Here is a 26,924-nt window from a genome sequence, read left to right on the forward strand (position 1 = left end):
GCCCGCATCTCAGTCCACCTCGCCGTGGACGATCGCACCGTCGGCCCAGGTCTGTGCGACGCAGATGCCGTCGAGGCTCTCGGCACCGAGAACGAACGGGTCGCCGTCCAGAACCGCAAGATCCGCCCGCATGCCCACCCGGAGGCGTCCCGACTGGGCGCCGTGCCCGTTGATCGCGGCCGACCCCGCGGTGTACGCCGCGAAGGCGGACGCGAGGTCGATGGCCTGGCGGGGATCGAGGCGCGGGTCGGCCACGGCACCGGCGGAGGCGCGCGTCGCCCCGACGCGGATCGCCTCGAGCGGGTCCGCCGTCGAGACCGGCCAGTCGCTGCCTGCGGCGAGCGCGGCACCGGCATCGCGAAGGTCGCGGAACGGGTAGTGACGGGCGACCAGTTCGGGCTCGAGAAACGGGAAGGTCAGCTCGGCGAGCTGCTCATCGACCGCTCCCCAGAGCATCTGCAGGTTGGCGGCAACGCCGAGCGCGGCGAACCTCGGCACGTCGTCGGGCTGCACGACCTGGAGGTGTGCCAGCTGATGACGACGGGGGCCATGCCCGTTCCGCGCGCGGGCCGCCTCGAGCGCATCCAGCGCCAGGGTCACCGCCCGGTCCCCCAGTGCGTGGAAATGCAGGTGGAACCCGGCCGCATCCGCGGCGATCGCGGCCTCGGCGAGCGCGGCGGGCGCGAGGAACGTCATACCCGCGTTCGTCGTGGGGTGACCGCATCCGTCGAGGTATGGCCGCGACATCGCGGCCGTGAAGTTCTCGGCGACCCCGTCCACCATGATCTTGATCGCGTCGGCACGCAGCACCTCCGACCTGCCGAGCGCAGCGATCCGCTCCCGCTGTGCGGCGAGGTCGGCGAGCTGCTCAATCCCCCGCGAACGCTCCCACCACAGCGCCGCCGTCACCCGCGCACGCAGCACCCCCTGTTCGAGGGCCGCGACGTAGGTGTCGAGGATGTCGCCGACTCCCGGCATCCGCCCCACCCACGCGTCCGCCCACCCGACGATTCCCTGAGCGAAGAACTCCGCCTGCGCGCGCCGCAGTCCGGCGAGGACCAGTTCCGGGCGCGTTTCCGGGATGACCGCTTCGATCAGTCGCATCGCCCCCTCGTGCAGCACGCCGCTCGGAGACCCGTCGACGTGGCGCTCGATGCGCCCGTCCGCCGGATCCGGCGTGGCCGGCGTCACCCCGGCCCGGCGGAGCGCCTCGCCGTTGACCCACATCCCGTGGTGATCGCGGTTCTGCAGGGCGACGGGGCGATCGGGGAGGATGCGGTCGATCGCCGCCGCGGCGGGGAGCCCGCCGGGGAAGTGCGACATCGTCCATCCCCCACCGACGATCCACTCCTCATCCGGATGCGCCGCCGCATACGCCGCGATGAGTGACAGGCACTCCTCGGCCGTCGCCGCCCCACTCAGGTCGCACTGCAGAAGCTCCACACCCCCGGTGACGGGATGCGCGTGCGCGTCGTGGAACGCAGGAACGAGCAGTCCCCCGGCCAGGTCGACGACGCGCGTCGCGCCGTCCGCATCCGCCCGCAGCCGATCCTCGGAGCCCACGGCCGCGATCCGGCCGTCCCGCACGCCCACGCCCCACGGGCGGGAGTCCTCCCACCCGGCGGTGAACGCCGACCCTCCCACGAAGACCACGTCGAACGCGGGCACGGTCACCTCACCACGTAGACGCGCACGCAGACCTGGCCATCCTCGTCGCGGGCGAGACCCACGAACTGGTGCTCGGCCAGCCAACGATGCGCCGGAACGTCGGTCTGGAAAACCGGCGCGGTACGGAAGTAGTACTCCTCCTCCGCCACGTTCTCCCCGGCGGCGACGCGTTCGGTGACCTCCTCGGACGCGCGGTAGTACCCGCGGTTGAGTATGTCGATGACCGTGCCGTCGTCGGCGCGCAATAGATAACGCGCCTCCAACTGGGCGGTGCCGCTGCGCTCCACGGCCCAGTCGCCGCCTCCGGGGAGCACGACGCCGGTCAACAGGGGTCCGGCGACGGTGCCTCCCGTGATCGGGGTGAACGTGAGCTCCTCGTCGGCGCTTCGACCGATCCGCTCGAACGGGCCGATGTCGACCCGGATCTCGAAGGCGTACTCAAGGGCGGGTTCGTTCATACGGATTCTCCTTCGAGGGGATCGGACACGGTGAGGGTGAGGCGCAGACCGGCGTCGCCGCCGATCGTGACGCGCTGATGGTTGACGGCGGTCGCCACCGCGCCCCACGGCTCTTCGCCGGTTCCCGGTTGCGGCAGGAACTCGGGAAAGTCGCTGCTGTGCAGATGGATGCGAAGCCGGTGCCCGGCGGCCAGCCGGTAGCCGACCTGACCGAGATCCACGTGGACCGTGGCGCCGGAATCCGCATCCGCGAGCTGCACCTGCCCGCGGGCGATCCGCCGCGCCGTGCCGTCGGGCGCGACGTCGAGCAGCCGCACGAAGAAGTCCATGACGGGGCCGGTCGATGAGATCTCCGCGTCGGCGATGACCGGGCCGGTGAGGTCGACCGGACGAACGAACGGGTCGCTCGTGAACGCCAACACGTCGTCGCGGGATCCGATCGGGGCCTCGTCGGGGAGTTCGAGCAGGTACGCGAAGGCGTTCGGGGCGCTGGACGGCACGAGCGCACCCGGATCGTGGGTCCAGGTGAGGGCGGCGCCCGACGCGGCGGCATCGAGCGACAGAGTGCCGTCGGTGCGGGCGAACACCGTGCGGGTCTGCGCTCCGGGCGGCGGCCAGGCATCGCTCTGCCGCATGCCGGTCGTACCGGCAAGGTTCCACGCCACACGTGGGATGTCGGTGGCGCGGCCGTTCGCACGCACGAACACCTCGAAGAACTCCAGAGCCGGATCGAGCATGCGCGGCAGCTGCGCCCGGATCTGCTCCTCGGTTCGTTCTTCGACGCGCTCCTCGAGCGGATCATCGACGTAGTACGACTCGTGATCCATCGACTCGACGCGCAGGAAGTGGTTCAGCGCCCACTCCGGCCGCTCTTCGATCGCGGCCACGTCCGCCCACGACAGCGGCGCGCAGTTGTCCCACCAGCCGATCGTGTGGAGGGCGGGCACGGGCCGGGCGTCGAAGACGGAGGCGGACGGAAATCGCGGGAGGTGCACCGGCCGCGGATACCACTGGTCGTACGAGAGCGACCTGCTTCCGATCTCGCGAAGGACGTCCTCCGCCTGGGCGCTGAACGGGCGACGGTCGGGGTCCAACTCCCAGAAGTACGCGTCACGGGAGTGGAAGTAGGTGAGCGGATACAGGTAGGTGATGCCCCACTCGACGCCGCTCGTGCGGCGACCGGCGACACGGCGCACGGGCTCGCCCAACTGCGTGCCGGTGACCCGGGGAGCGATCGCCTTCAGCGCCGGATGCTGCGACGCGACGGCCGCCCACTGCGTGTAGCCGTAGTACGAGTCGCCCCACATCGCGACCCGGCCGTTCGACCAGGGCTGGTTCACGATCCACTCGATGGTGTCGTAGCCGTCATCCGACTCGTTGACGAACAGGAGCGCGTCGCCCTCGGACCGGAACTTGCCGCGCACGTCCTGGGCGACCACGCGATACCCGCGGGCCATCAGGTACTCCGCGATCAGCGGGATGAACGTGTACGGGCCGCTCTTGTCGTAAGGCAGGCGGATGAGGATCGCATCACCCGGGCTGTCGTCGCCGGCCGGGAGGTAGACGTCGGTTCCCAGCCGCACCCCGTCGCGCATCCGCACCCGTTCTTCACGAGCGAGCGGGCTGACCGGGGCGGGTCCGACGTGGACGATCTCAGGCACGGCACTCCTTCGTCGGGGGCCGGCCGAGGTGACCGGGTGCGATCACGATAAAAGTGCCGGAGGTAAATAGTCAAGTCCGACTAGACAATAAACTGGAATGGATGTCGTATCGTGCGATGCAGGAAGGAACTCACATGCCTCGCCCCTCGGTCGCCGACGAACGCACACGTCAGATCATCGACGCCACGATCGCCACGATCGGCGCGCACGGGATCACCGGCGCGAGCCTCGATCGCATCGCCGAACAGGCGGGCATGTCGCGCGGCCACGTGCGCCACTTCGTCGGGAATCGTGACGACCTGCTGCGCGAGAGCGCACGGCGGTTCTACTTCGAGGGCACCGACGGCACCTCGATCCTGCCGTCGGGGACCGACACGATCGGTGCCGCGATGGCCTACTTGTTCGGCCCCGAGTTCACCGAGCCGGGCAGCGACAACGCCGTCGTGTTCGGGTTCGTCGAGGCGGCACGCACGAACCCCGCGATCGCGGAGCTGCTGACCGCCGCGTACGCGGGAACGGAGACCCTCATCGCCGATCTGCTGGCCGCGGAGTACCCCGCAGCGAGTAGGTCAGCGTGCACGAGCACCGCCTACGGCGTCGTCGCGATCGCCCTGCACAACGTCTTCCTCAGCGACATCGAGACGTCGACGGCCGGAACCGACGCGGCGCGCGACGCCGCCGAACGGCTAATCGGCACGCTGGCTGGGTAGGCGCACCGCCTCGCGAGCTGCAGAGCCCTCTCAGCGGATGCGGGCGATCTGAACCTCGATGCGGGTCGCCGCCGGGAACCCGTCGAGCAGCACGTCGGCCACCTCGCGCGCGGCGGCCGCCCCGCGCGTGGCCGCGTGCACGCCGATCCGCACGTCGATCCGCTCCTCGGCGGGTGCGGCGCCGACCAGCACCTTCGCCTCGGTCGCCATCGCCGAGATCGTCGACAGGATCCGCGGGCGGAAGACCTCGGTGACGCCGTCGACCGTGAGGGCCAGGGCGTTCTCCGGGGCCTCGTGCACGGGAACGACGGGCGCGATGCCGACCAGCGCTCCGGCATCCGGGTCGAGGGGGTCCATGAGCGTCATCGGTCGTCCTTCCGCAGTTCCCACCCGTGCACGTCCTCGACGGTCACGTCGACGCCCGTCACGTTCAGATCCGTGTGGCGCTGCAGCGCATCGAACGTCTCGCGCCGCAGACGATCCAGCACCATCCCGACGTCGACGCCCCAGGCGACGGATGCGGTCAGCGCGATCGCGACCGGGGCCCCCAGCGTCTCCGCATCGCCGACGATCTCCGTGCGCCCGACGTATACCCCGGCGACGTCATCGGCCACCGAACGAAGCAGTCCGCGGACGGCACCTTCGGTCACCGTGATCCGCACCTTCGGATCCGGATGACGGATCGGCAACTCGCGTCCCGCGCGCAGCTCCGCAGACACGATGTCCATGATCCCGGCGACCCAGGTACTCGATGGCTCCGGCAGTTGCGCCGCATCCGACTCCAGCAATTCGCGGGACAGCCCGCTCACCCGTTCGAGCGAATCCAGCGCGTTCAAGCACTCCGGGCACTCGTCGATCGCGGGGTCGGGCGGCGTGCGTCCGGACTCGAGGTAGAGGCTCAGCTCTTCGATGCTCTTGCCGCAGTCGAGGATGTTGGCGCGGTCGGAGGATGCGTTCATCGCCACTCCTCCATCCGGATCATGATGCTGGCGCGTGCCCGAGCAAGGTTTCCCCGCACGGTGCTCACGGGAAGGTCCATCTCCGCGGCGATCTCGGCATACCCGAGACCGACCGACTCACGCAGCAGCCATGCGCGGCGCTGAGCCTCCGGAAGTGTGTCCAGAGCGTCGGAGAGTGCGGCGAGTCTAGCGTTCCGGATGGCGACGTGCTCGGGACGGGTGTCGACGGGTGTGGAGAAGTCCCGGTCCTCGATCGGCTCCTCGCGCCCGCGGCGGCGGATCACGGCGTACGCCTCGCGGCTCGCGATCCGCATGAGCCAGGCGCGCACGGCCGCACCGTCCCGCAGCGACGGCAGTTGACGCCAGGCCACGACGAACGCGTCCTGCACGACGTCGTCCGCGTCCGTCGCCGACGACAGCATGCGCGTCACGTAGGCGCGCATCAGGCCGCTGTGGCGCCGCACGATCTCGCGGAACGCGACCGTGTCGCCGTCGATCGCGCGCTCGACCAGGATCTGGTCGGGCACCTCCGCGAGCGGCATCTCGGGCCGATCGGGATCCTCCATGGATACCCCTGAAAATTCGTCGGAACTTTTTTGTGACGATCCGACGCGTCCCCGCCTCGTATCTGTAGGGCGAAAGTAACGCCCGGTGCTGATTCGGACCCGAACGCTTGCCGGATCTCATTTCACGAGATAAAGGGAGAACAAGATCATGGCCACTGACGACAAGACCACCACCCCCACGACCGGCGCTCGCGTCGACCGCAACCCGGCCGCGTCGTTCGGCACCTCCGAGGTGACCGCAGCCGGCCGCACCACGATCGCCGACGGCGTCGTCGCGAAGGTCGCCGGCATCGCTGCTCGCGAGGTCGCCGGCGTGTACGCGCTCGGCGGCGGCGGAACCCGTGCGCTCGGCGCCATCCGCGACGCGATCAACGCCACCGACCTCGGTCAGGGCGTCAAGGTCGAGGTCGGCGAGACGCAGGCCGCCGCGGACCTCACGATCGTCGTCGAGTACCCGACCCCCATCCAGGAGGTCGCGAACAACGTGCGCTCCGCCGTGGCGAACGCCATCTCCCGCCTCGTCGGTCTCGAGGTCGTCGAGGTCAACGTGAGCGTCAACGACGTGCACCTGCCCGGCGACGACTCCGACGACGAGTCGGACGCGCGCGTCGCATGAACGCCACGGTCGTAGGCGCCGCTTTCGGCGCCATCCTCGCTGCTGCGGCACTGCTCTTCGGCTTCTGGGGCTTCTTCCTCACCGCCGTGTTCATCGCCGTGGGCGCCCTCATCGGACGCGTCGTCTCGGGCCAGCTGGACCTCCGTGCCCTGGCGAGTGTCTTCTCGGGACGCCGCACATCATGAGTGCGCCTGCGACCGTCGGAGTCCGGGGTCACACCGACCCCGGCGTCACCCCGGACTCCACCGTTCTGCCCGGGCGCACGGTCGTCGCCGATCGGGCGATCCACGCGGTGTGCGCGCACACGGCGGCGGTGGCGATCGGCGTCGCTCGGCGAGAGGTCAAAGTCACCGTGGGCACGACCGGCGGCGGGCTGGCGCTTCGCATCGAAGCGCCCCTGCCCGTGCCGAGTCTCACCGACTCGGCCGCTATCGCCGCAGGTTCCGACCTGCTCGAACGCGTCCGGGTCATCCAGCGCTCCATCCATGAGCGCGTCGCAGAAATCGCCGGACGCACCGTGTCGCGTGTCGACGTGGTCGTCACCGGCGCCACCGTCCAGAAGGAGAAGAGAGTCCGATGAGCGCGAACGACACTCTGACGACGGACCGGACGCTGCGTCGGGTTCTGCGGCGCGAGTCGCACTCTCCGCGCACGACGGCCATGGTCGTCTCGGCCCTGATCGTCGTGATCGTGGCCGGATACCTCGCCGTCGAGGCCGTGCTCTTCCTCGTCGGCGCCGCCCCGCTCCTGATCGGACCGGGTGCTCTCCTCCAGCAGGCCGCGACCCTGCCGGAGCAGGGGGCGAACACCATCGTGATCGCGGTCGCCGCCGTCGTCGCGATCATCGGCGCGGTACTCGTCTTCCTCGCGCTGGCTCCCGGACGTCTGGCGAAGCACGCCATGACAGCCGAGGGAGAGGCGGGCGTCCTCGTCGACAACGGCGTGCTCGCCTCGGGACTCGCACACCGCATCAGCAGCGAAGCGGGCATCGACCGCGACCGGCTGACCGTCGGCGTCGGCCACCGCAGTGTCGACGTGACCGTGCGCCCCGACGCCGGGGTGCCGCTCCCGCTAGACGCCGTCCGCGAGATCGGTGAGCGCGAACTCGCCGCCTACTCACTACACCCGGCACCGAAGCTCGTCGTGCGGCGCGGCCGCATCCAAGGAGACGAACGATGAATCACACGAACCGTGCGCTGAACCGCATCCTGACTCTGGTCATCGGTCTCGTCTTCTTCGCGGCCGGAGCCGCAACGATCACCGCCCTCGTGTGGCCCGCGGCCGCAACGATCTGGACGAACACGCTCGGCGCCGGACGCGACGGCCTCGTGTCGCTCGCGGACGCATCGCGCATCGGCGACGGACCCGCATCCTGGGTCGCGATCGGTGCCATCGCGGTCGCCGCCGTGCTGATCGCCCTGCTGATCTGGGCGATCGCGCGCCTCATCCGCGGCCGCGGCCGCACCGTGCTGCGGATCCCCGCAGACGACACCGGCCTCGGCCGGATCGTCGTGCGCGAAGCATTCGCGTCGGATGCGGTCACCGCCGCACTCGACAACCGTGCCGACGTGCTTTCGGCCCGCGTGACGGCCGACGTGTTCGGAGATGACCCGGTGCTGCGCATCTCGATCACCCCTCGCCAGACCGCGTCGCCCCGCGAGCTCGTCGACGAGGTCAGCATCCTCACCGCCAACCTGCACGCGCTGATCGGGCAGACGACGCGCACCTACGTGTCGCTGCACTCCGGTATCCGCGCCAAACTCGCGGCAGACAGCCGCCACCTGACGTGATCACGCCACCGGCGTGATCCATCCCCAATGAGAGAGGAGCCCATCATGGGCCTGGACGACAAGATCAAGAACGCCGCCGAAGAAGCCGTCGGCAAGGCGAAGGAGACCATCGGCAAGGTCACCGGCAACGAGAAGCTCGAGGCGGAAGGCCAGACCGACCAGGCCAAGGCCGACGTCAAGAAGGCCGGCGAAGACGTCAAGGACGCCTTCAAGTAAGTCCGGACCGCCACACGGCGGACCGCCCGAAGAGCGCACGGTGGGGGCCCTGCGGTCATCGGGCGCGCTCCGCGTCGAGGATCATCCGATTGCGCACGGGGGAAGGTGCGTCCCGAGGAGGCCTCGGTCACAAGGAATCGCCCGACGGGCGCACGATCGAGCGTGCGGTCGTCGGGCGATTCTGCGTCCGGCGGGGCCCGTGAGCTCAGCCCACGAACTCAGCCGCCGAGGACGTCGGCGACGTCGTCCCACCACAGGTTCGTGCGGGCCCGGTGCGCCGAATGCCGCGCCGCCGCCTCGGCGCGGACCGCATCCGGTTCCGCCACGATCTCGCGCAGGCGAACACGGGCCGACGCGGGGTCGCCGAGATCCGCCGGGGCGCCCTGCCCCCAGTGCCCGAGCGCCCCGCCGAGCTTGACGCTCGTGTACGCGTCGGCAGCGAGGGCAAGCACCGGCACACCGGCCGGCGCCGCGAACACCACCGGGTGGTACCGCGACGAGATCAGCAGGCGCGCCGAACGGGCGAGCGCCACCGACGAGGCCGTGTCGCCCGTGGGCACCACGACACTCGGCGTTGCCATCGCGGCGCGCACCCGCTCGTGCACGAGCCCGTCTCCGGCGGGCGGCGCCGCGGGGTCGTCGGGCCCGAAGTGCGCGTGGAAGACGACCGGTCCGCCGACGATCGCCGCCGCGTCGTCGACGATTTGGGCGATGCCGCGCTCGACCTCGTCACGGTCGCGACCCGCGTACCAGCCCGACAGGCTCACGAGCACGCCGGGCGCGTCGGCGGGGGCCGCCGCATCCGTGCCGAGGAGGTCGTCGAGGAACGACGCGTCGTCGACCTCGGCGCGCACGTCCGTGCCCCAGGAGCGCACGAGCGCCTCCGTGGTCGGTTCGCGCACACCGACCAGCGCGGCCGTCGCGAGCGCCTCCCGCAGCAGGCCCTCGTCCTCCTCGTCGAGATCGGGGCCGAACGTCTGCCCACTGAAGACGACCGGGATGCCGCGCGCGGCGGCCATCGCGGTGAGCGTCGTGCGCTCGTAGATATGCACGGGCCAGCGCGTCGCGAGGTTGCCGCCGCCGGTGTGCAGCACGCCGGTGGCATCGTCGAGCGCCGCGAGCACCGCGTGCGCGTCGTCGCCCGCGGGCAGCGCGCGGGTGCCGGATGCCGCATCCACGAGCAGCCGCGCGCGCTCCCGCGCGGCGGGCCGGTCGAGGCCCACGAAGCCGAGGCGTGCGACCGTCGGGATGCCGTACCGCGCGGTCGATTCGGCCGTCGCGGACGACACTCCGACGACCGCGAGACCGCGCCGACGAAGCTCGCGCTCGGCCGCGTCGAACATGGCTTCGTCGCCGACGTGGAACATGCCGTTCAGCACGCCGATATCTCCGATGGCAAGCACGGTCACGGGGAAGCCTCCAGAGGGTAGTGGGGAGCGATACGCCGCATCAACGCTAGCCGTACGGATAGTTCGCTGGCGTACGATCATCGCCGGAAGAGGGAGTCACCGTGGGGATCCAAACATCATCGGATGCGGTCGCGCAGGCGCCGACCATCGTCGACGCATTGCGGCGTGCGGACGAGCTGGCATTCGAGGCCGGGCGCGAGCCGGGCCTGCGCTCGCTGCGCCATCTGATCGCGGCTCTGTCGAGCGGCGACGACGTCGTCACGATCGCCGCCGTGCACGCCCTCGCGGAGATGCCCGACGAGCAGGCCTCCCGCGTGCTCGTCTCCCTGCTGTCGGACCGTCGCGCGTTCGTGCGCGAGCACGCCGCGTGGGCGCTCGTGCAGACCCTGCCACGCACCGACGCGATGGGCCGGCTCATCGCGATGGTTATCGCGGGCGGATTCTCCGGGATGCTGGCGCAGCGCACGCTCGAGACCTGGTCGGTCTCGGCGGGTGAGCTGCTCGCCGTCGCGCTCGAAGCCGCGCTCCTGTCAGCATCCGAACCCGGACCGCGCTCCCGCCTCGTCGAGACGCTCGGTCTGGTGCGCCAGTCGATCGCCACCCGCCCCCTCCTCGCCGTCGCCACCGACACCGCCGAGCCCGCGATCGTGCGAGAGGCGGCGATCGCCGCGCTCGGCCAGCGCGGCCCCGCGGACGGCGTCGAGACGGCGCTCGAGAGCATCGTGGCGGAGGGCGACCGGATCGGCGCCCTCGCCCGGCTCTCGCTCATCGACCTCGACGCGACGCGCGTCCCCGACCGGGACGCGTCGGGCGCGCCGCTCACGATCGCACAGCTGTTCCTGCACGCCGACCTCGACCCGCAGTTGAGCGCCGCGGGCGCCGGCGACAACGGCGGCATCGCCACCCTCCTCGTGCGCTTGGGCGACGCGCTCGTCACCGAGTCCTCGCACGCGGTCACCCGCACCGTCACCCTCGCGCGGGGAAGCGTCGAGGATGCGGCCGCCGACCTGCTCGATGTGAGCACCCGGGCCGCCGGCCACGTGTTCGGCCGCGTTCCGCTCGCCGCCGAGCCCGTGCCGTCGTCGGCGGCGTGGCCGCTGCGCGTCACCGCGCGACGGGGCATCCGCCGGGCCCTGCGCGCCGCCGGACGCATCGACGTGCTGCACCTCCGGATGGCGGATGTCGGCAGCCTCGCCGCGGCCGACGTCGCCCGCGAACTCGGCATCCCGACCGTGTTCACGCTGGCCCCCGACCCGCACTCCGTCATCACCTCGCTCGAGAACGCGGGGCAGCTCAGCCGGCAGAACTTCGGCGACGCCGACCTGCGCGAGCACTACTGGTTCCGCGCGCGCCTCGTGCAGTCCCTCGCCGCGAGCTCGGAGCACACCGTCCTCTTCCCCCGCCCGACCCTCGTCGACGACATGAAGCGCCTCGTCGGCGTCGACATCGAGACGCACGCCGAGCGCCACACCGTCGTCGCGGAGGGTGTCGACATCGGCGTCGTCGACACGGCCGTCGACGCGATGGCGGCGCACCTGCACCGCGGCGCCGACGCTCCGGCGGAACTCGACGGCCTCGTGAGCCTGCTCGCGTCGCTCCCCGAGCAGCGTCGCGGCCTGCCGCTCCTCGTCTCGGTCGGACGCCTCCACCGGGTCAAGGGCATGGCCTCGCTCGTCTCCGCGTGGGCGGGTTCCCCGCTCGCCGATCGCGCGAACCTGCTGATCATCGGCGGCGACCTGCAGCATCCGTCCGCCGACGAGCAGGAGCAGATCGGCCTCATCGACGCCGAAGTTCCTCCCACCGACCGCCTCGCGCGCGGGCTTCTGCTGCCCGGGCACCAGGCGAACGCGACCGCCGCGACCTGGCTCGCCGCGGCGCGGTTCGGGGTACCGGGGCTCGCGGCGCCCGGTGGCGTGTACGTGTGCTCGAGCCTCAAGGAGGAGTTCGGCATCGCCCTCCTCGAGGCCATGGCGACCGGTCTCGTGGTCGTCGCCCCGGATGCCGGCGGCCCGGCCACCTACGTCGAGCACGGCGACACCGGCTTCCTCGTCGCGACCTGGGACCGCGCCCGTATGGTCGGCGCGATCGATGCGGCACTCGAACGCGCCGCGACCGGCGGCCCCGAGGTCGCCGAGCGCGCGCACGCGATGGTCTCGGACCGTTTCACGATCCAGGGCATGGCGGCAACGCTCGCCCCCGTCTACGCCGGCGTCGCGGCGCGCGATGCGCACCTGCAGCAGCTGGCGGTGCTGCCCTCGTGACGCTGCTCGTCATCAGCCCGGACTACGCCTCGCACCTGCTTCCGCTCGTCACCCTCGCGGGAGCCTGGCGCGATGCGGGGCACGAGGTCGTCGTCGCGACGGGGCCGGCGACGGCGCCGATCGTCGCGGAGGCGGGGTTCCGCCGCATCGACCTGTCGCTCGGCCGCGGGTCAAACGCCGGCGTCATGCGCACAGAACAGCAGCAGGCCGAGGAGGCCGCATCCCTCGCCGGCTTCTTCGCCGCCACCCGTGAGGGCATGGTCGAGACGCTGACGTACCAGGCCACCGAGCGCCTCACCGACCTCATGTGGGAGCCCGTCGACCGCGCCCGCCAGACCCTGCGCATCATCGAGGAGGTCGCCCCCGACGCGATCCTCGTCGACCATCTGGCCTTCAGCGCGCGGATGGCGCTGCACACCGCCGGGATCCCGTACGGCGACGTCGTGCTGGGGCACCCGACCGCGCTGCCCGTCGGCGACGAGCGCTACGGCTGCCCGCCGTTCTGGCCCGCCGCGTTCACCCCCGAGCCCGAACGCATGGCCGCCCTCCGGGAACTGTGCGAGCGGGTGTCGACGGGATTCACCGCGCAGTGGAACAGCGCGGCGGCGCAGCTCGACCCGACGGCGACGCCCGTTGCCGACGCGTTCGCGGTGCACGGGGAGACGGTGCTCTACAACTACCCCGAGTCGCTCGCCGCCGGAGACGGACGGATGCTGCCGCCCCGCGTGTTCCTCGGGTCGACCCTGCGCGGCGAGGCCGTTCCGACCGACGTCGCGGCATGGCTCGACGACGACGCACCCTTCGTCTACGTGAGCTTCGGCAGCTTCCTCTCCGTGCGAGGCGACGTGCTCGCCCGCGTCGCCGACGCGCTCCGTCGACTCGGCGTCCGCGCGGCGATCGCGACCGGCGCCACCGACCCCGCCGCTCTTGGAGATATCCCGGACACGTGGCTCGTGCGCGACTTCCTCCCCCAGGTGCGACTGCTGCAGTCGGCAGCCGTCGCCGTCACCCACGGCGGCAACAACTCCGTGACCGAGGCCACCGCGCAGGGGGTACCGCTCGTGGTGCTGCCGTTCTCGACCGACCAGTTCGCCGGCGCCGCCGCGCTCGAGCGCACTGGGGTCGGCGTCGCCCTGGCCCCGAACACCGCAACCGTAGACGACCTCGTCACCGCCCTCGCCACCCAGCTAGACGCTCCGGCGGCGACGCGCGAGATCCTCGCGGAGATCCGGGCGGCCGAGCGTCACGAGCCGGGTCCGGCGCGCGCCTACGCGGCGCTCAGCGCGCGCTGACCGCCAGCAGTTCCCGCATCGCGACCGGGTCGCCCTGCACGGCGCGGTAGCGCTCCATCCGCGCGGCGTTCGCGTCGTAACCGGCGCCCGCCCGCGTCTCCGGGGCGTGATGCATGGCGTATACGCGGCCTTCGTGGCGCCGCGGCGGCTCGCCCAGGAGCGTCTCGTGCGCCAGGTACCAGGCGGCGTCTTCGAAGCCCCATCCGCGGAACCCCTCGTCCTGCCCGCCGTGCGCCCACCAGGCCGACGGCGTCGTCACGTAGACCCCCGAGCAGGCGCCCCGCACGAGCTGCTCGTACTCGCACGCCTCGAGCGGAGTGCCGCTCGCGTACTGAGCGGTGCCCACGCCGCCCAGCCAGCGGTACTCCGTGTAGGGCAGGTGCACGAGTCCGCTCGTCCGCGCCGACTCGATCGCGCGGCGGAGCGGCTCGATCTCGGGCAGGGTGTCGGCATCCGAGAGCACCACGACAGCGTCGTCCGCGGCCGTGCGAACGGCCTCGTTGCGGCAGGCGGCGAGCACGAACACGTCGTCTGCCGTGTCGATCGTGCGCAGGCGCGCGTCGGGCAGGTTCGCGGCGTACCAGTCCCACACGCGCTGGAACGGTTCGAGCCGCGACGGGGCGGGCCGCCAGGGGATGACCACGTCGATGGAATACGGCGGGCTCACCCTGCTCATTCGTCTCCTGTTCGGCTGCGTGGGTCACGCGTTCCGTGCGGCCCATCGACGAGATTACCTCGCGCCGGGCCCCGCTCCGACGGGCTCAACGAGCGGCGAGCGCGACGACGAGGTTGATGGCCGCAGCCAGCACGATCACCCCGAAGAGGAACGACAGCAACGCGTGGCGCAACACCTCGCGACGCATCGGCGTGCTCGTGATGTCGGTGTCGGACACCTGGTACGTCATACCGAGGGTGAAGGCGAGATAGGCGAAGTCGTGGTACTCCGGGCGACCCGCCTGGTTGAAGTCGATCCCCGTGCCACCCGAGCGGTAGTAGATGCCGGCGTAGCGCAGCGTGAACAGCACGTGCACGAGGATCCAGGATGCGGCCACGGTCGCCAGCGCCGCCCCCGCGAGCGCGAGGCGCGCACCGCCGCCCTGCACGCGTCCCGATTCGATCAGCAGGAGCGCGATCGCGCCGACGCTCGCCAGGCTCGCCGCGATCAACAGCCCCTGCGCCATCGGCTGGCTCGGGTCCTCGCGGGTCGCGTGCGAGGCCGTGTCGTCGGGGCCGAGGCGCACGACGGTCACCCAGATCCAGGTCGTCAGGGTGCCGGCACCGGCGATCCAGCCGATCGCGGGGGCGAAGGCCCACGAGCCCAGCAGACCCGTCGCGATCGTCACCGCGGCGAAGATCGTGAACATCAGCCCGACCCGCGCGCTGGCGCGATGCCAGAAGCCGGTGAAGTCGGGGGCTGCATCCGGCACCGCTCGCTCGTTCGGACGGGTGCGTCTGTCCATCTCCGACTTCCCCTCTTCCCGGGCCATCTTCACCCCGAACCCGACCAGCGTCAATTCTGCGCGGGGCCGCCCGAACGGACGGCCCCGCGCAGATCAATGCCTCACTCGTAGCGCAGCGACTCCACCGGGTCCGCCTGGGCGGCACGTGCCGCGGGGAGGGTGCCGGCGAGGAACGCGATCACCATCACGACGAGGATCACCGCGAGGATCGACACCGGGTCGAACGCGATGAGTTCGAGGCCGGGCAGGTCCGCGAGGAGGGATCCCGAGAGGGCTGCGCTCACCCCGCTTCCGACGATGATGGCGCCGACTGCCCCGATCGCGCTCCCGAGGAAGCCGATGAAGGCGGCCTCCAGGCTGAACAGCCCGAACACCTTGCCGCTGCCCATCCCCATCGCCTTCATGAGGCCGATCTCGCGGGTGCGTTCCTGCACCGACATCAGCAGCGTGTTCACGATGCCGAAGCTCGCGGCGAGCAGGGCGATGACGGCGAAGGCGTTCAGCACGAGAACGATCCCGTCGATCACGGTCTTGATCGTGCCGAGCTGATCGGCGACGGTCGTGCCCGTGTACCCCGCATCCGAGAGCGCCGTCTTCAGGTCGCTGATCTGCGCCTCGGTGGCATCGGGGGCGAACCAGACGGTGGCCTGCGCGTACCGTTCGACCTGGTCAGCCGGCACCCCGATGTTCTGGGTCTCGTAGAGCTCGTCCGTCAGGGCGGTGTTCGCGGTCAGCGACGCTCCGGTCGGCGAAGCGATGCTCTCCTCCGCCACCCCCGTGATCGTGGCCTCGATGACGTGCTGCGTGCGCTGGGCGTCGGTCACGGCGATCGACACCGTCTGGCCGACCGCATCCGCATCGCTCGCGAACCCGAGGGGTTCGACGTACGACGTCGGCAGCGCGAGCTGCAGATCGCTCGTGTCGCCGGACGGCTCGCTGCCGGCGAGCAGCGTCACGGTCTGCCCGCCGACGAGACCGCCGACACCGATCACGTACTTGGTGCCGTCGCCGGCCTGGATGTAGTCGGCCGAGACCGACTTCACCGCCTGTACGTCGAGCACGCCGTCGATCTGGGCGAGGGCGTCGAGGTCGGCGGGCTGGAGCGCGACGACCGTGGCTCCCGGGGGGCCGTTCTGCCCGCTCGAGATGGACTCGGGGTCGTACTCGGTCGGCCCCGCGCTCGCGGACCCGATTCCGGATGCCGCATCCGCGGTCTTGGCCACCGTCATCGTGTCGGAGGCTCCGACCCCCGAGACGGTGTCGTCGATGTAGTTGTTGATGCCCGTTCCGAGCCCGTTCGTGAGGGTCAGGGTGAACGCGCCCACGAAGATGGCGAGGATCGTGAGGATCGTCCGCGTCTTCGAACGGAAGGTGTTGGCGACGGCGGTACCGATCAGGTCGATGGTTCTCATGCGGCCACCGCCGTCGTCTCGTCGACCAGGAGGCCGTCTCGGATCAGGATGCGGCGGTCGCAGCGAGCCGCGAGCTCTTCGTCGTGGGTCACGACGATGAGGGTGATGCCGCTCTCGCGGTTCAGCGAGAAGAGGATGTCCTCGACCACGGCGCCCGTGTTCGAGTCGAGGTTGCCGGTGGGTTCGTCGGCGAAGATGATGCGCGGGTTGTTGACGAGGGCGCGGGCGATGACCGTGCGCTGCTTCTGTCCGCCCGAGAGGTTCAGGGCTTTGTTCTTCGCCTTGTCGGCGAGTTCCAACTGTTCGAGAGCGTCCATCGCCCGGCGTCGGCGTTCTCCGCGGCGGATGCCGGCGATCTTCATGGGCAGCACGACATTCTCGAGCACTGAGGAGTTCGCGGTGAGGAAGAACTGCTGGAAGACGAATCCGAATGTCTTGTTGCGGGTGCGGTTCAGGCGGCGCCCCTTCAGGGTGCGGGTGTCGACGCCCTCGAGCTCGACCGAGCCGGATGTGGGCGCATCGAGCAGGGCGAGCACGTGCATGAGCGTGGACTTCCCCGATCCGCTCTTTCCGACGATCGCCACGCTCTCGCCCTCGAAGATGTCGAAACTCACCCCCTTGAGCGCCTCGAAGCGGTTCTGGCCGCGTCCGTACGACCTGCGTACGTCCTTGACCGAGATGATCGGCGTCATGGGTTTCCTCCTCCGGTGCCCCCGGTTCTCCGGGACATCTCCAGACTCCGCCGGCCGAGGCATTCGCGCGTCACCCCCCGGCGGACACCTCGCGTACTCCTCCCGCGGTACGCGCAGATGCCACGCCCGGGTGAGGCGCCGCCGGCCCACCCCCGGCAGACTGTGCACATGACGGATGCGGCGGACCAGTGGCGGAGCCCCGGCCACTCGCCGTTCCCCCATCCCCCGGCCTGGGTCGGCGACGTGTTCGCCGCGGTGATCGTGATCGGCGCGGCCTTCGCTCCGTTCCCGGAGGCGGGGTTCCGCGCGACGACGCCGTTGACGATCGCTCTCGCCATCGCCCCGGCCCTCGTGCTCCCGTTCCGGCGCCGCCGCCCCGTGCCCGCGCTCGGGGTCGTGATCGCGTTGTTCGGCGCATCGTCTTTCGCCGGCACCCTGTCACCCGGGATCGCGATCGCGGGTGCCATCGCGATGTTCGGCGTGGCCAACCGGTCGCCGTCCCGCCAGCGCACCGGTGTCGTGCTGGTGTGCGCGATCCTCGCGATGCTGCTGCTCAGCCTGCCGGCGGCGATCGGGAGCGTGTTCGACGCGCGGCTCATCCAGTTCGCGATCACGATGGCCTTCGCCGCCGCGGCGGGAGACGCGACCCGATCGCGGCGCGCCTACATCCGGGCCATGACCGACCGCGCGGAGCGCGCGGAACAGACCCGGGATGCGGAAGCCAGCCGCCGCGTCGCGGAGGAGCGCCTGCGCATCGCCCGCGACCTGCACGATGCGGTCGCCCACCAGATCTCGGTCATCAGCCTGAACGCCGGCGTCGCCTCGGCGACCCTCGAGAGCCGGCCGGAGCGGGCTCGCGAGGCGCTCGGCACCATCCGGCACGCGTCCCGCACCGTGCTCAGCGAGATCGGCAACCTGCTCGAGGTACTCCGCGGCGACGAACGGCAGGACGGCGTGCGCGTGCCGCAGCCCGACCTCGACCAGCTCGCCGACCTCGCGAACGAGTTCGCCCGCGTCGGCCTGGTCGTGCACACCCGGATCGAGGGCGACATCACGCGCGTGGGCGGAGCCGTCGGACGGGTCGCGTACCGGGTGATCCAGGAGAGCCTGACGAACGCCCACAAGCACGGGGTCGAGGGGCGCGCGCACGTGCTGGTCGACGTGCGCGCGGATGCCGTGTCGATCGTCGTGACGAACCCGACCGGCCCGAGCCGCGCCACCCTGCCCGACGATCGCGACCGGCCGGGATCGCGCGGGCACGGGCTCCTCGGCATCCGTGAACGCGTCGCATCCGTGCGCGGCGACGTGCAGATCGGCCCCGGGCCCGGCGGCTGGCGCGTGCACGCGACGCTGCCGATCGCCCCCGAGCCGGAGACCCCCGAGGAGACACCGTGACCACCGTGCTCGTCGTCGACGACCAGTCGCTCATCCGGCAGGCGGTGACCGACATCCTCTCGTCCGAGCCCGATCTCGAGGTGCTCGGCGAGGCGGTCGACGGCAACGCGGCCGTGACGATCGCGCAGCGCCTGCGCCCCGACGTCGTCCTCATGGACATCCGGATGCCGGGACTCGACGGCATCGGGGCCACATCCGCCATCTGCGCCAACCCGGACCTCGCCGAGACCCGCGTCCTCATCCTCACCACGTTCGAGGAGGACGAGTACCTCGTCGCCGCCCTTCGCGCCGGCGCGAGCGGATTCATCGGGAAGGGCGCCGAACCCGAAGAGATCGTTCGCGCCGTGCGTGCCGTGCACGCCGGCGATGCCCTGCTGTCGCCGACCGCGACGCGGAGCCTGATCACGCGTTACGTCCTGCCCGCCGCGGCCGAGCGCGCCGGCCGGGCGCTTCCGCCCGAGATCGAGAGCCTCACCGCGCGCGAGCGCGAGGTGCTCCTGCTCGTCGCCCGCGGACGCTCGAACCAGGACATCGCCGCGGAACTCGTGATCTCGCCCCACACGGCCAAGACGCACGTGAGCCGCATCATGGCGAAGCTGTACGCGCACGATCGCGCCCAGCTCGTCATCGCCGCCTACGAGAGCGGACTCCTCGCCCCCGGCGAGCCCTGACCGCGGGTCCCTCCTCCTCTCTTCGGCGCGCGCCATTTTCCTGCTGACGCGCTTCCGATCTGTGGCGCGCGAGCAGGAAAGTAGCGCGCGGACGAAAGGAGAGCCCCGGATGCGGTGCGGCGGAGCGGCCGTCGTCGTCCGCAGCGGCGCGTGGCGCGGCGCATGACCCGAGGAGCAGGAGCTCCACCCTTGTGAGCGGTAACACTCTGAGCGTGAGTGATGAATCTGACGAGATTTTGCTTGACGTAGCACCCAGTGTGAGCGCTAACATTCGAGGGCATCCCCGCGATGGGGCGGCAATCACATGGCCCGGCATCGCTGCCGGATCGAAGACGAGGAGGTTTTCGAATGAGAATGAACAAACTGGTGGCGAGCTTTGCACTCGTGAGCGCCGTGGCGCTGACCGCGACGGCCTGTGCGGGTGGCGGGGGGAACACCGGGGGCACCGGCGGGGGCGACGATGTCATCACGGTCGGGTTCGCGCAGACCGGCTCCGAGAGCGGATGGCGCAGCGCCAACACCGAGTCGATGAAGGAGGCCTTCTCCGCTGAGAACGGCTTCGACCTCATCTTCAACGCGGCAGACAACAAGCCGGAGGCGCAGATCGCCGCCGTCCGCAGCTTCATCAACCAGGGCGTCGACGCGATCGTGCTCGCACCGATCGTGAGCGACGGCTGGGACGACGTGCTACAGGAGGCCAAGGATGCCGGCATCCCGGTCATCCTCGAAGACCGCACGGTCTCGGCATCCGATGACCTCTACGCGAGCTGGATCGGGCTCGACTTCGAGAAGGAGGGCCAGACCGCCGGAGCGTGGGTCGCCGAGAACTTCGGTTCGACGCCGACCAACCTCGTGGTCCTGGAGGGCACGACGGGCTCCTCCGCCGCTACCGACCGCCAGACCGGCTTCGATGCGGCGATCGAGGGCACCGACATCAGCGTCCTCGACTCGCAGACGGGCAACTTCACCCGCGCCGAGGGGAAGACCGTGATGGAGGGCTTCCTCCAGAAGTTCGGCTCGGAGATCAATGTGCTCTTCGCGCACAACGACGACATGGGCCTCGGCGCCCTCGACGCGATCAAGGCCGCGGGACTCACCCCCGGTAAGGACATCTCGATCGTCACGATCGACGCGGTCAAGGACGGCATGACGGCGCTGGCCGACGGCGAGTTCAACTTCATCGTGGAGTGCAACCCGCTTCTCGGCGAGAAGACCGCCGAGGTCGTCAAGTCGGTCGTTGCCGGCGAAAGCGTCGACAAGCAGTACATCGTCGAGGACCAGAGCTTCACTCCCGAACAGGCGAAGGAAGTCCTGGATAGCCGCCCCTACTGATTGCCGGTCCCTTCCTCGGCGCCGCACACCGCGACGCCGAGGAAGGGCTCTCCGCCGACCCGCTCTCAGAAAGCGATGCTCATGTCCTCCCAGAACGCCGTCGTCACGATGCGCGGCATCACCATCCAGTTTCCCGGCGTCAAAGCGCTGGACAGCGTCGACTTCTTCCTCCGCCCCGGCGAGGTGCACGCCCTGATGGGCGAGAACGGCGCCGGCAAGTCCACCCTCATCAAAGCGCTGACCGGGGTGTACGGCATCGATTCGGGTGAGATCACTGTCGCCGGCATCGAGCGCACGTTCCGCTCGACGGCAGACGCGCAGCAGGCCGGGATCTCCACGGTCTACCAAGAGGTCAACCTCTGCCAGAACCTGTCGGTCGGCGAGAACGTGATGCTCGGCAACGAGCCGCGACGTATCGGCGGAATCGACTGGCGCACCCTCCACTCTCAGGCCGCGGGCCACCTCGCCGAACTCGGCCTGCACATCGACTCCCACTCCATGCTCTCGGCCCACTCGATCGCCGTGCAACAACTCGTCGCCATCAGCCGTGCCATGGTCGTCGACACGAAGGTGCTCGTCCTCGACGAACCGACGTCGAGCCTCGACCGTGGTGAGGTCGAGCAGCTCTTCGCCGTCGTCCGGCGCCTCCGCGACCGCGGCGTCGCCATCCTCTTCGTCTCGCACTTCCTCGATCAGATCTACGAGATCTCCGATCGACTCACCGTGCTGCGCAATGGACGCCTCATCGGCGAATACGCGATCGACGAACTCGGCCGCGGTGACCTCGTCGCCCACATGATCGGCCGTGAGCTCGGCGAGTTGGACGCCATCTCGGCGAGCTCTGCCCGGCCCATCGACCGCACGGGCACACCGGTACTGCGCGCCACCGGCATCGGCCGCAAGGGAACCCTCAACGCCGTCGACGTCGACGTGTACGACGGCGAGATCCTCGGTCTCGCGGGGCTGCTCGGCTCGGGCCGCACCGAACTGGCCCGCCTGCTCACGGGCGCCGATCGCGCCGACCGTGGCTCACTCGAGGTTCACGGCAAGGCCGTCCGCGTGACCACGCCACGCCACGCGCTCGATCGACGCATCGCCCTGTCGTCGGAAGACCGCCGGGGCGAGGGGATCGTCGGCGATCTGACGGTCGCCGAGAACATCCTCCTCGGCGTGCAGGCCCGGCGCGGGGCCCTCCGCCGCGTGGGTCGCGCCGAGCAGAATGCGATCGTGTCGGAGTACATGACGGCGCTCGGCGTGCGCCCCGCCGACCCGCACGCCCTCATCCGCAACCTCTCCGGCGGTAACCAGCAGAAGGTGCTGCTCGCCCGCTGGCTCGCCACGGCGCCCGAACTGCTCGTCCTCGACGAGCCGACGCGAGGCATCGACGTCGGCGCCAAGGCCGACATCCAACGCAAGGTCGCGGAGCTCGCCGAGCGCGGTCTCTCGGTCGTCTTCATCTCGTCGGAACTCGAAGAGGTGCTGCGCATCGCCCAGCGCGTCGCGGTGCTGCGCGATCGTTCTAAGATCGGCGAACTGGCGACACAGGACATCGACGTCGACGATCTCGTCGCCTACATCGCCCGCGAAGACGCGGCCGATGCGCTCGCGGCCGGATCCGCCCCGCGCAGTCAGGAGAACATCGCATGAAGAAGGTGCTCACCCATCGGCTCGCGTGGCCGATCATCGCGCTGCTCGCGCTGATCGCCGTCAATACGATCTCTCGTCCATCGTTCCTGCGCGTTACGGTGCAGAACGGTCAGCTCTACGGCTCGCTGATCGACATCCTCCGCAATAGCGCACCGCTCATGCTCGTGGCGCTCGGCATGACGATCGTCATCGCGACCCGCGGCATCGACCTCTCGGTCGGGGCGATCATGGCGGTCTCGGGCGCCGTCGCACTCACGGTGATCGAAGGATCCGCCGACCCGGGCGGATTCGGCACCGTCGCCACCGCCATCGCGGCCGGAGTCGGTGTGGCGCTGATCCTCGGCGTCTGGAACGGGTTTCTGGTCTCGGCGCTCGGCATCCAACCGATCATCGCGACTCTCGTGCTCATGCTGGCCGGTCGCGGCGTCGCACTCCTGATCACCGGCGGGTTCATCACGACCATCAACAGCGCGCCGTACCAGTTCATGGCGCAGGGCTATCTGGTCGGGCTGCCCTTCGCGTTCTACGTCTCGGTCATCGCGATCGTTCTCGTCGCGGTCGTCGAACGACGAACGGCGCTCGGCATGCTGACCGAGGCCGTCGGCATAAACCCCGAAGCCAGCCGCCTGGCGGGCGTCCGCTCGCGGGGGATCGTCTGGGGCGCGTACATCGCGAGCGGCGCGCTCGCAGGTATGGCCGGCATCCTCTACAGCTCGAACATCATGGCGGCGGATGCGAACGCCGCAGGCCTCTACATCGAGCTCGACGCGATCCTCGCGGTCGTGCTCGGCGGTACGTCGCTCGCCGGCGGAAAGTTCAGCATCGCGGGCACCGTGGTCGGCGTGTTCACCATCCAGACGCTCAAGAGCACGATCACCTTCCTCGGGGTTCCGCCCGCCGTGAGCCCCGTGTTCATGGCGGCCGCGGTCATGATCGTCGTCCTCGCCCAGTCCCGCCGAGTCCGCGGGTGGCTCCGCGGAGCCGGGTCCTTCGCTCGTCGTTCCACGATCCGTCCCGAAGCAAAGGTGCTGTCATGACGTCTCTGCTCGCCACCCGACCCGCACCCGCACGCCCGGCGTTCGGACAGCGCTTCCTCGCGAGGCACAGCGCGTGGATCCCGGTCTTCGCCGCTGTCGCGATCCTGCTCGTGATGCTGATCGGGGCGATGCTGTACTTCCCGAACTTCCAGGCGCCGCGGATCCTGTCGTCGATCCTGCTCGACAACGCGTACCTGCTGATCCTCGCCGTGGGGATGACCTTCGTGATCTTGACCGGCGGGATCGATTTGTCGGTCGGCGCAGTCATGGCATTCACCGGCATCCTCTGCGCGAAGCTTCTCGGCGACGGCGTACCCGTGGCGATCGCCGTCCCGGGCATGATCCTGATCGGTGCCGCAATCGGGCTGCTGATCGGTGTGCTCGTGCAGTTCTTCGACGTGCAACCGTTCATCGCGTCGCTCATCGGAATGTTCCTTGGCCGCGGGCTGGCATACGTCGTGAGCCTCGAGTCGATCAAGGTCGAGAACGAGGGGCTGCTGTGGCTGCAGTCCACCCGCTTCGCGTTCGCCGGGTGGTACATCACTCCGACGGGCATCATCGCCCTCCTGACCGTCGCGATCGCCGCCGTCGTGCTGCGCCTCACCCGCTTCGGCCGCACGATCTACGCGATCGGCGGCAACGAGCAGTCCGCCCGGCTGATGGGTCTGCCGGTCGTCCGCACGACGCTGCTCGCCTATGTGATCAGCGGTCTCTGCGCCGGCCTCGGCGGCATCGTGCTGACGGCCTACTCGGGCGCGGGTTACCCGTTGAACGGAATCGGCACCGAGCTCGACACGATCGCCGCCGTCGTCATCGGCGGCACGCTGCTCACCGGTGGCAGTGGATTCGTGGTCGGATCGATGATCGGCGTCTTCGTCTACGGAACGATCAAGACCATCATCTCCTTCCTCGGTGCCGAGCAGTCCTGGACCCGCATCACGGTGGGGGCGTTGCTGCTCGTCTTCGTCGTCGTGCAGCGCGTGATCGTCGGGCGCTCCGCACGCCGCCGGGCATGATCGACCATCGTCGCCGCGGCGCGTCACGGCGCAGACCCGCAGCCACGGCATCATAGGGGGATGGATCCCGTCGGAGCGCCCCTGCTCGAGGTGCGCGGCGCGACCAAACGGTACGGCTCCGAGACCGTGCTCGACGCGGTGGACTTCCGCTTGCGGGCCGGCGAGATCCATTCCCTCATGGGCGAGAACGGTGCGGGCAAGTCCACACTGATCAAGGCCATCACAGGCGCACTGCGGCTGGATGCGGGCGAGATCCGACTCGATGGCGATCCCGTATCGTTCCGCACACCGCACCAGGCGATCGTCGCCGGGATCTCCAGCGTCTACCAGGAGATCGATCTGCTTCCGAACCTGACGGTCGCGGAGAACGTGTGCCTCGGGCGCGAGCCCCGTCGATTCGGAGTCATCGACCGCGCCACCATGCTCACCCGCGCGGACGACGTCCTCGATTCGCTGGGCGTACACATCGACCCCGCCTCGATCCTGCGCACCCACTCGCTCGCCGTGCAGCAGCTGGTCGCGATCGCTCGCGCGATCTCCTCCGAGGTGCGCGTGCTCGTGCTCGACGAGCCGACTTCCAGCCTCGACGCGGACGAGGTCGAAGAACTCTTCCGCGTCATGCGTGAGCTCAGCACCCGCGGTGTCGCCATCCTGTTCGTCTCGCACTTCCTCGATCAGGTGTACGAGATCTGCGACCGAGTGACCGTGCTCCGCGGCGGCCGCGGCGTCGGCGAGTATGCGACGAGCGAGCTGCTCCGCGTCGACCTCGTGGAGAAGATGCTGGGCGAGGCGGGCGTCGCCCTCATCCCCTCCGCCGAGACGTCGCACGACTCCGATGCAGCGACCCCGGCCCTCCGCGTACGCGGACTCCGCTCACCGACGGGCATCCGCGACATCGATCTGGACGTCGCCGAGGGCGAGGTGGTCGGTGTCGCCGGGCTGCTCGGCTCCGGCCGCAGCGAGCTCGCCCGCGCCCTGACCGGGGTCGACGGTTTCGAGACCGGTGAGGTGATCGTCCACGGGGTGTCCCGCCGTTTCCGCTCACCGCGCGACGCCATCTCGCACGGCGTCGTCTACTCGTCCGAGAACCGTCGCACCGAGGGCATCATCGCCGAGCTCAGCGTGCTCGAGAACATCTCGCTGGCCGTTCAAGCGCAGCGCGGCATCCTGCATCCGATGGGTCCGGCGCGACGTCGCGAGCTCGCACAGAGCTGGATCGAGGCGCTCCGCATCCGCCCCACCGACGTCGACAAGCCCGCCGGCGAACTCTCCGGCGGTAACCAGCAGAAGGTCCTGCTCGCGCGCCTGCTCGCGGCGGCGCCCCGCATCCTCGTGCTCGACGAACCGACCCGCGGCATCGATGTGGGTTCGAAGGCCGAGCTGCAACGACTCGTCGGCGAACTCGCCGACAACGGCCTGTCGGTCATCTACATCTCCGCGGAGCTCGACGAGGTGCTGCGCGTTTCTCACACGGTGATCGTGGTGCGCGAGGGTCGCATCGCGCATACGCTTCCGAGCCTCGACCTGGATTCCGAGACGCTCCTCGCGCTCGTCTCCCGGTCGGAGAGCGGCGAGGAGGAGCGTGGCTGAGGAGAAGTCGACGCGCACCGCCACGATCTTCGACGTTGCGCGTCTCGCCGGCGTTTCGCACCAGACCGTCTCCCGGGTGCTGAACGACATGCCGAATGTGCGGCCGGCGACGCGGCTGCGGGTCGAACAGGCGATCGCGCAGCTGCGGTACAGCCCGTCGCCGGCAGCCCGGGCGCTCGTGACCCGCCGCACCCGCACGATCGGTCTCGTTACTCCCGGAACGGCGGACTACGGTCCGACGTCCATCGCGACGCACTTCAACTTCGCCGCGCGGGCGGCACGCTACAACGTCGACGCGATCAGCTCCCCGGACAACGATGTGGCGGCCGTGAAAGAGGCCGTCGAGGGCCTCCTCCGGCAGCGTGTCGACGCGATCGTGCTGATCGTCGTCGACACCGACGTGCTGCAGGCGGTGCAGCTGCTCGAGGTGAACATCCCGATCGTCGCCGCCGCCGCGACCGGGCGACCGCATCCGCTATTCGTCTCGATCGATCAGTATCACGGTGCGCGTTCGGCCGTACGGCATCTCGTCGAGTGCGGCTATCAACGTGTGTTCCATGTGGCCGGGCCGGCGCGTTCGCCGGACGCGTCGGAACGGATCCGCGGATGGCGCGATGAACTCGCGACGCACCGACTGGAGCTGTCGACGCCGCTGCCCGGGGACTGGTCGGCCGAGAGCGGATACCGGCTCGTCCGCGATCTGCCGCTCGTCGTCGGCGACGCCCTGTTCGTCGGAAACGACCTGATGGCGATCGGAGCGCTCTCGGCGCTGCGCGAACGAAACCTGCGCGTCCCGGAGGACATCGGAGTGGTGGGGTTCGACAATCTCTCGGAAGCCCCATACGTGTACCCGCCGCTCACGACCGTCGAGCAGGACTTCGCCGCCCTCGGTGCGCTCATGATGCAGAAGGTGCTGCTGCTGGTGGAGCAGCCCGACACGGTCACCGAGGACACCCCGCTGCAGACCCGCCTGATCGTGCGAGAGTCCGCCCGCCCGCGCCCCTGAATACAAGAGCAGGGGGAGAGCCCCGGATGCGGTGGGGGACGCATCCGGGGCTCTGGTCAG

28 protein-coding genes are annotated in these 26,924 nt (G+C 70.2%); 17 read left to right on the plus strand and 11 right to left on the minus strand.

Annotated elements, in window-relative coordinates:
- Positions 1-9 precede the first annotated feature (9 nt).
- The 3 genes from LMI96_RS08450 to LMI96_RS08460 are packed head-to-tail and all read right to left on the minus strand — an operon-like array spanning position 10 to position 3,787.
- Positions 10-1,674 carry an amidohydrolase gene (locus tag LMI96_RS08450; protein ID WP_228361155.1) on the minus strand — a complete coding sequence of 555 codons (1,665 nt, stop codon included), beginning with the start codon at positions 1,672-1,674 and terminating at the stop codon, positions 10-12.
- A complete protein-coding gene (locus LMI96_RS08455; protein WP_228361156.1) occupies positions 1,671-2,126 on the minus strand; it encodes a DUF3237 domain-containing protein in 456 nt (151 codons plus the stop codon). Before LMI96_RS08455 ends, LMI96_RS08450 begins: the two co-directional genes overlap by 4 nt.
- Entirely contained in the window at positions 2,123-3,787 is a 1,665-nt protein-coding gene (locus tag LMI96_RS08460; RefSeq protein ID WP_228361157.1) for a CocE/NonD family hydrolase, read from the minus strand. Before LMI96_RS08460 ends, LMI96_RS08455 begins: the two co-directional genes overlap by 4 nt.
- A gap of 134 nt (positions 3,788-3,921) precedes the next feature.
- Between LMI96_RS08460 and LMI96_RS08465 the strand changes: the two genes are divergently transcribed.
- Positions 3,922-4,497 (plus strand): TetR/AcrR family transcriptional regulator, encoded by a 576-nt coding sequence (locus LMI96_RS08465; RefSeq protein ID WP_228361158.1) that lies wholly within the window; start codon positions 3,922-3,924, stop codon positions 4,495-4,497.
- 30 nt (positions 4,498-4,527) lie between these two features.
- Here LMI96_RS08465 and LMI96_RS08470 read toward each other — a convergent pair whose 3' ends face one another.
- The 3 genes from LMI96_RS08470 to LMI96_RS08480 are packed head-to-tail and all read right to left on the minus strand — an operon-like array spanning position 4,528 to position 6,022.
- Complete coding sequence (locus LMI96_RS08470) at positions 4,528-4,863, minus strand: hypothetical protein (protein WP_223722344.1); 336 nt, start codon at positions 4,861-4,863, stop codon at positions 4,528-4,530.
- A complete protein-coding gene (locus LMI96_RS08475) occupies positions 4,860-5,456 on the minus strand; it encodes an Asp23/Gls24 family envelope stress response protein (RefSeq protein ID WP_228361159.1) in 597 nt (198 codons plus the stop codon). The genes LMI96_RS08470 and LMI96_RS08475 overlap by 4 nt, the downstream gene beginning before the upstream one ends.
- Complete coding sequence (locus LMI96_RS08480; RefSeq protein ID WP_228361160.1) at positions 5,453-6,022, minus strand: RNA polymerase sigma factor; 570 nt, start codon at positions 6,020-6,022, stop codon at positions 5,453-5,455. The genes LMI96_RS08475 and LMI96_RS08480 overlap by 4 nt, the downstream gene beginning before the upstream one ends.
- A gap of 148 nt (positions 6,023-6,170) precedes the next feature.
- On the opposite strand from LMI96_RS08480, the gene LMI96_RS08485 reads away from it, so the two are divergent.
- Genes LMI96_RS08485 through LMI96_RS08510 form a run of 6 tightly spaced genes read left to right on the plus strand, consistent with a single transcriptional unit; the run spans position 6,171 to position 8,644 of the window.
- Positions 6,171-6,638, plus strand: a complete 468-nt coding sequence (locus LMI96_RS08485) for an Asp23/Gls24 family envelope stress response protein (protein WP_223722341.1) — start codon at positions 6,171-6,173, stop codon at positions 6,636-6,638.
- Positions 6,635-6,823, plus strand: coding sequence for a DUF2273 domain-containing protein (locus LMI96_RS08490; protein WP_223722340.1), 189 nt, complete (start codon positions 6,635-6,637; stop codon positions 6,821-6,823). The genes LMI96_RS08485 and LMI96_RS08490 overlap by 4 nt, the downstream gene beginning before the upstream one ends.
- The gene (locus LMI96_RS08495) at positions 6,820-7,218 is read left to right on the plus strand and encodes an NTP pyrophosphohydrolase (RefSeq protein ID WP_223722339.1); all 399 of its coding nucleotides are present in this window, start codon (positions 6,820-6,822) and stop codon (positions 7,216-7,218) included. Before LMI96_RS08490 ends, LMI96_RS08495 begins: the two co-directional genes overlap by 4 nt.
- On the plus strand, positions 7,215-7,817 hold the full coding sequence (locus tag LMI96_RS08500) for a DUF6286 domain-containing protein (RefSeq protein ID WP_228361161.1): 603 nt from the start codon (positions 7,215-7,217) through the stop codon (positions 7,815-7,817). Before LMI96_RS08495 ends, LMI96_RS08500 begins: the two co-directional genes overlap by 4 nt.
- Complete coding sequence (locus LMI96_RS08505) at positions 7,814-8,428, plus strand: hypothetical protein (RefSeq protein ID WP_228361162.1); 615 nt, start codon at positions 7,814-7,816, stop codon at positions 8,426-8,428. The genes LMI96_RS08500 and LMI96_RS08505 overlap by 4 nt, the downstream gene beginning before the upstream one ends.
- Before the next feature lie 45 nt (positions 8,429-8,473).
- Complete coding sequence (locus LMI96_RS08510) at positions 8,474-8,644, plus strand: CsbD family protein (RefSeq protein ID WP_228361163.1); 171 nt, start codon at positions 8,474-8,476, stop codon at positions 8,642-8,644.
- A gap of 218 nt (positions 8,645-8,862) precedes the next feature.
- On the opposite strand, the gene LMI96_RS08515 is transcribed toward LMI96_RS08510, so the two are convergent.
- On the minus strand, positions 8,863-10,053 hold the full coding sequence (locus LMI96_RS08515) for a polysaccharide pyruvyl transferase family protein (protein ID WP_228361164.1): 1,191 nt from the start codon (positions 10,051-10,053) through the stop codon (positions 8,863-8,865).
- A 101-nt stretch (positions 10,054-10,154) separates the two neighbouring features.
- Here LMI96_RS08515 and LMI96_RS08520 point away from each other — a divergent pair, with 101 nt between their 5' ends.
- A complete protein-coding gene (locus tag LMI96_RS08520) occupies positions 10,155-12,314 on the plus strand; it encodes a glycosyltransferase (RefSeq protein ID WP_223722334.1) in 2,160 nt (719 codons plus the stop codon).
- Positions 12,311-13,606 carry a glycosyltransferase gene (locus tag LMI96_RS08525; protein WP_228361165.1) on the plus strand — a complete coding sequence of 432 codons (1,296 nt, stop codon included), beginning with the start codon at positions 12,311-12,313 and terminating at the stop codon, positions 13,604-13,606. The genes LMI96_RS08520 and LMI96_RS08525 overlap by 4 nt, the downstream gene beginning before the upstream one ends.
- On the opposite strand, the gene LMI96_RS08530 is transcribed toward LMI96_RS08525, so the two are convergent.
- From LMI96_RS08530 to LMI96_RS08545, 4 genes are all read right to left on the minus strand, one after another.
- On the minus strand, positions 13,593-14,282 hold the full coding sequence (locus LMI96_RS08530; RefSeq protein ID WP_228361166.1) for a hypothetical protein: 690 nt from the start codon (positions 14,280-14,282) through the stop codon (positions 13,593-13,595). The two genes, LMI96_RS08525 and LMI96_RS08530, sit on opposite strands and share 14 nt — an antisense overlap.
- Positions 14,283-14,367: 85 nt before the next feature.
- Entirely contained in the window at positions 14,368-15,066 is a 699-nt protein-coding gene (locus LMI96_RS08535; RefSeq protein ID WP_228361167.1) for a DUF1345 domain-containing protein, read from the minus strand.
- Between the two features lie 101 nt (positions 15,067-15,167).
- On the minus strand, positions 15,168-16,478 hold the full coding sequence (locus LMI96_RS08540) for an ABC transporter permease (RefSeq protein WP_228361168.1): 1,311 nt from the start codon (positions 16,476-16,478) through the stop codon (positions 15,168-15,170).
- The gene (locus tag LMI96_RS08545) at positions 16,475-17,170 is read right to left on the minus strand and encodes an ABC transporter ATP-binding protein (RefSeq protein WP_223722329.1); all 696 of its coding nucleotides are present in this window, start codon (positions 17,168-17,170) and stop codon (positions 16,475-16,477) included. Before LMI96_RS08545 ends, LMI96_RS08540 begins: the two co-directional genes overlap by 4 nt.
- A gap of 168 nt (positions 17,171-17,338) precedes the next feature.
- Here LMI96_RS08545 and LMI96_RS16330 point away from each other — a divergent pair, with 168 nt between their 5' ends.
- The 8 genes from LMI96_RS16330 to LMI96_RS08585 all read left to right on the plus strand — a co-directional run bounded on the left by LMI96_RS16330 (position 17,339) and on the right by LMI96_RS08585 (position 26,864).
- Complete coding sequence (locus LMI96_RS16330) at positions 17,339-18,565, plus strand: sensor histidine kinase (protein WP_228361169.1); 1,227 nt, start codon at positions 17,339-17,341, stop codon at positions 18,563-18,565.
- Positions 18,562-19,236: a response regulator transcription factor gene (locus LMI96_RS08555; protein WP_228361170.1), complete on the plus strand. Its 675-nt coding sequence runs from the start codon at positions 18,562-18,564 to the stop codon at positions 19,234-19,236. The genes LMI96_RS16330 and LMI96_RS08555 overlap by 4 nt, the downstream gene beginning before the upstream one ends.
- A 348-nt stretch (positions 19,237-19,584) precedes the next feature.
- A complete protein-coding gene (locus LMI96_RS08560) occupies positions 19,585-20,568 on the plus strand; it encodes an ABC transporter substrate-binding protein (protein ID WP_228361171.1) in 984 nt (327 codons plus the stop codon).
- A gap of 81 nt (positions 20,569-20,649) precedes the next feature.
- Positions 20,650-22,215: a sugar ABC transporter ATP-binding protein gene (locus LMI96_RS08565; RefSeq protein ID WP_228361172.1), complete on the plus strand. Its 1,566-nt coding sequence runs from the start codon at positions 20,650-20,652 to the stop codon at positions 22,213-22,215.
- On the plus strand, positions 22,212-23,252 hold the full coding sequence (locus tag LMI96_RS08570) for an ABC transporter permease (RefSeq protein WP_228361173.1): 1,041 nt from the start codon (positions 22,212-22,214) through the stop codon (positions 23,250-23,252). The genes LMI96_RS08565 and LMI96_RS08570 overlap by 4 nt, the downstream gene beginning before the upstream one ends.
- Positions 23,249-24,268 (plus strand): sugar ABC transporter permease YjfF, encoded by a 1,020-nt coding sequence (locus LMI96_RS08575; protein WP_228361174.1) that lies wholly within the window; start codon positions 23,249-23,251, stop codon positions 24,266-24,268. Before LMI96_RS08570 ends, LMI96_RS08575 begins: the two co-directional genes overlap by 4 nt.
- Before the next feature lie 60 nt (positions 24,269-24,328).
- The gene (locus LMI96_RS08580; RefSeq protein ID WP_228361175.1) at positions 24,329-25,858 is read left to right on the plus strand and encodes a sugar ABC transporter ATP-binding protein; all 1,530 of its coding nucleotides are present in this window, start codon (positions 24,329-24,331) and stop codon (positions 25,856-25,858) included.
- Positions 25,851-26,864: a LacI family DNA-binding transcriptional regulator gene (locus LMI96_RS08585; protein ID WP_228361176.1), complete on the plus strand. Its 1,014-nt coding sequence runs from the start codon at positions 25,851-25,853 to the stop codon at positions 26,862-26,864. The genes LMI96_RS08580 and LMI96_RS08585 overlap by 8 nt, the downstream gene beginning before the upstream one ends.
- Positions 26,865-26,924: the final 60 nt, after the last annotated feature.

This window comes from Microbacterium sp. cx-59, from assembly GCF_020805625.1.
GTDB lineage: Bacteria > Actinomycetota > Actinomycetes > Actinomycetales > Microbacteriaceae > Microbacterium.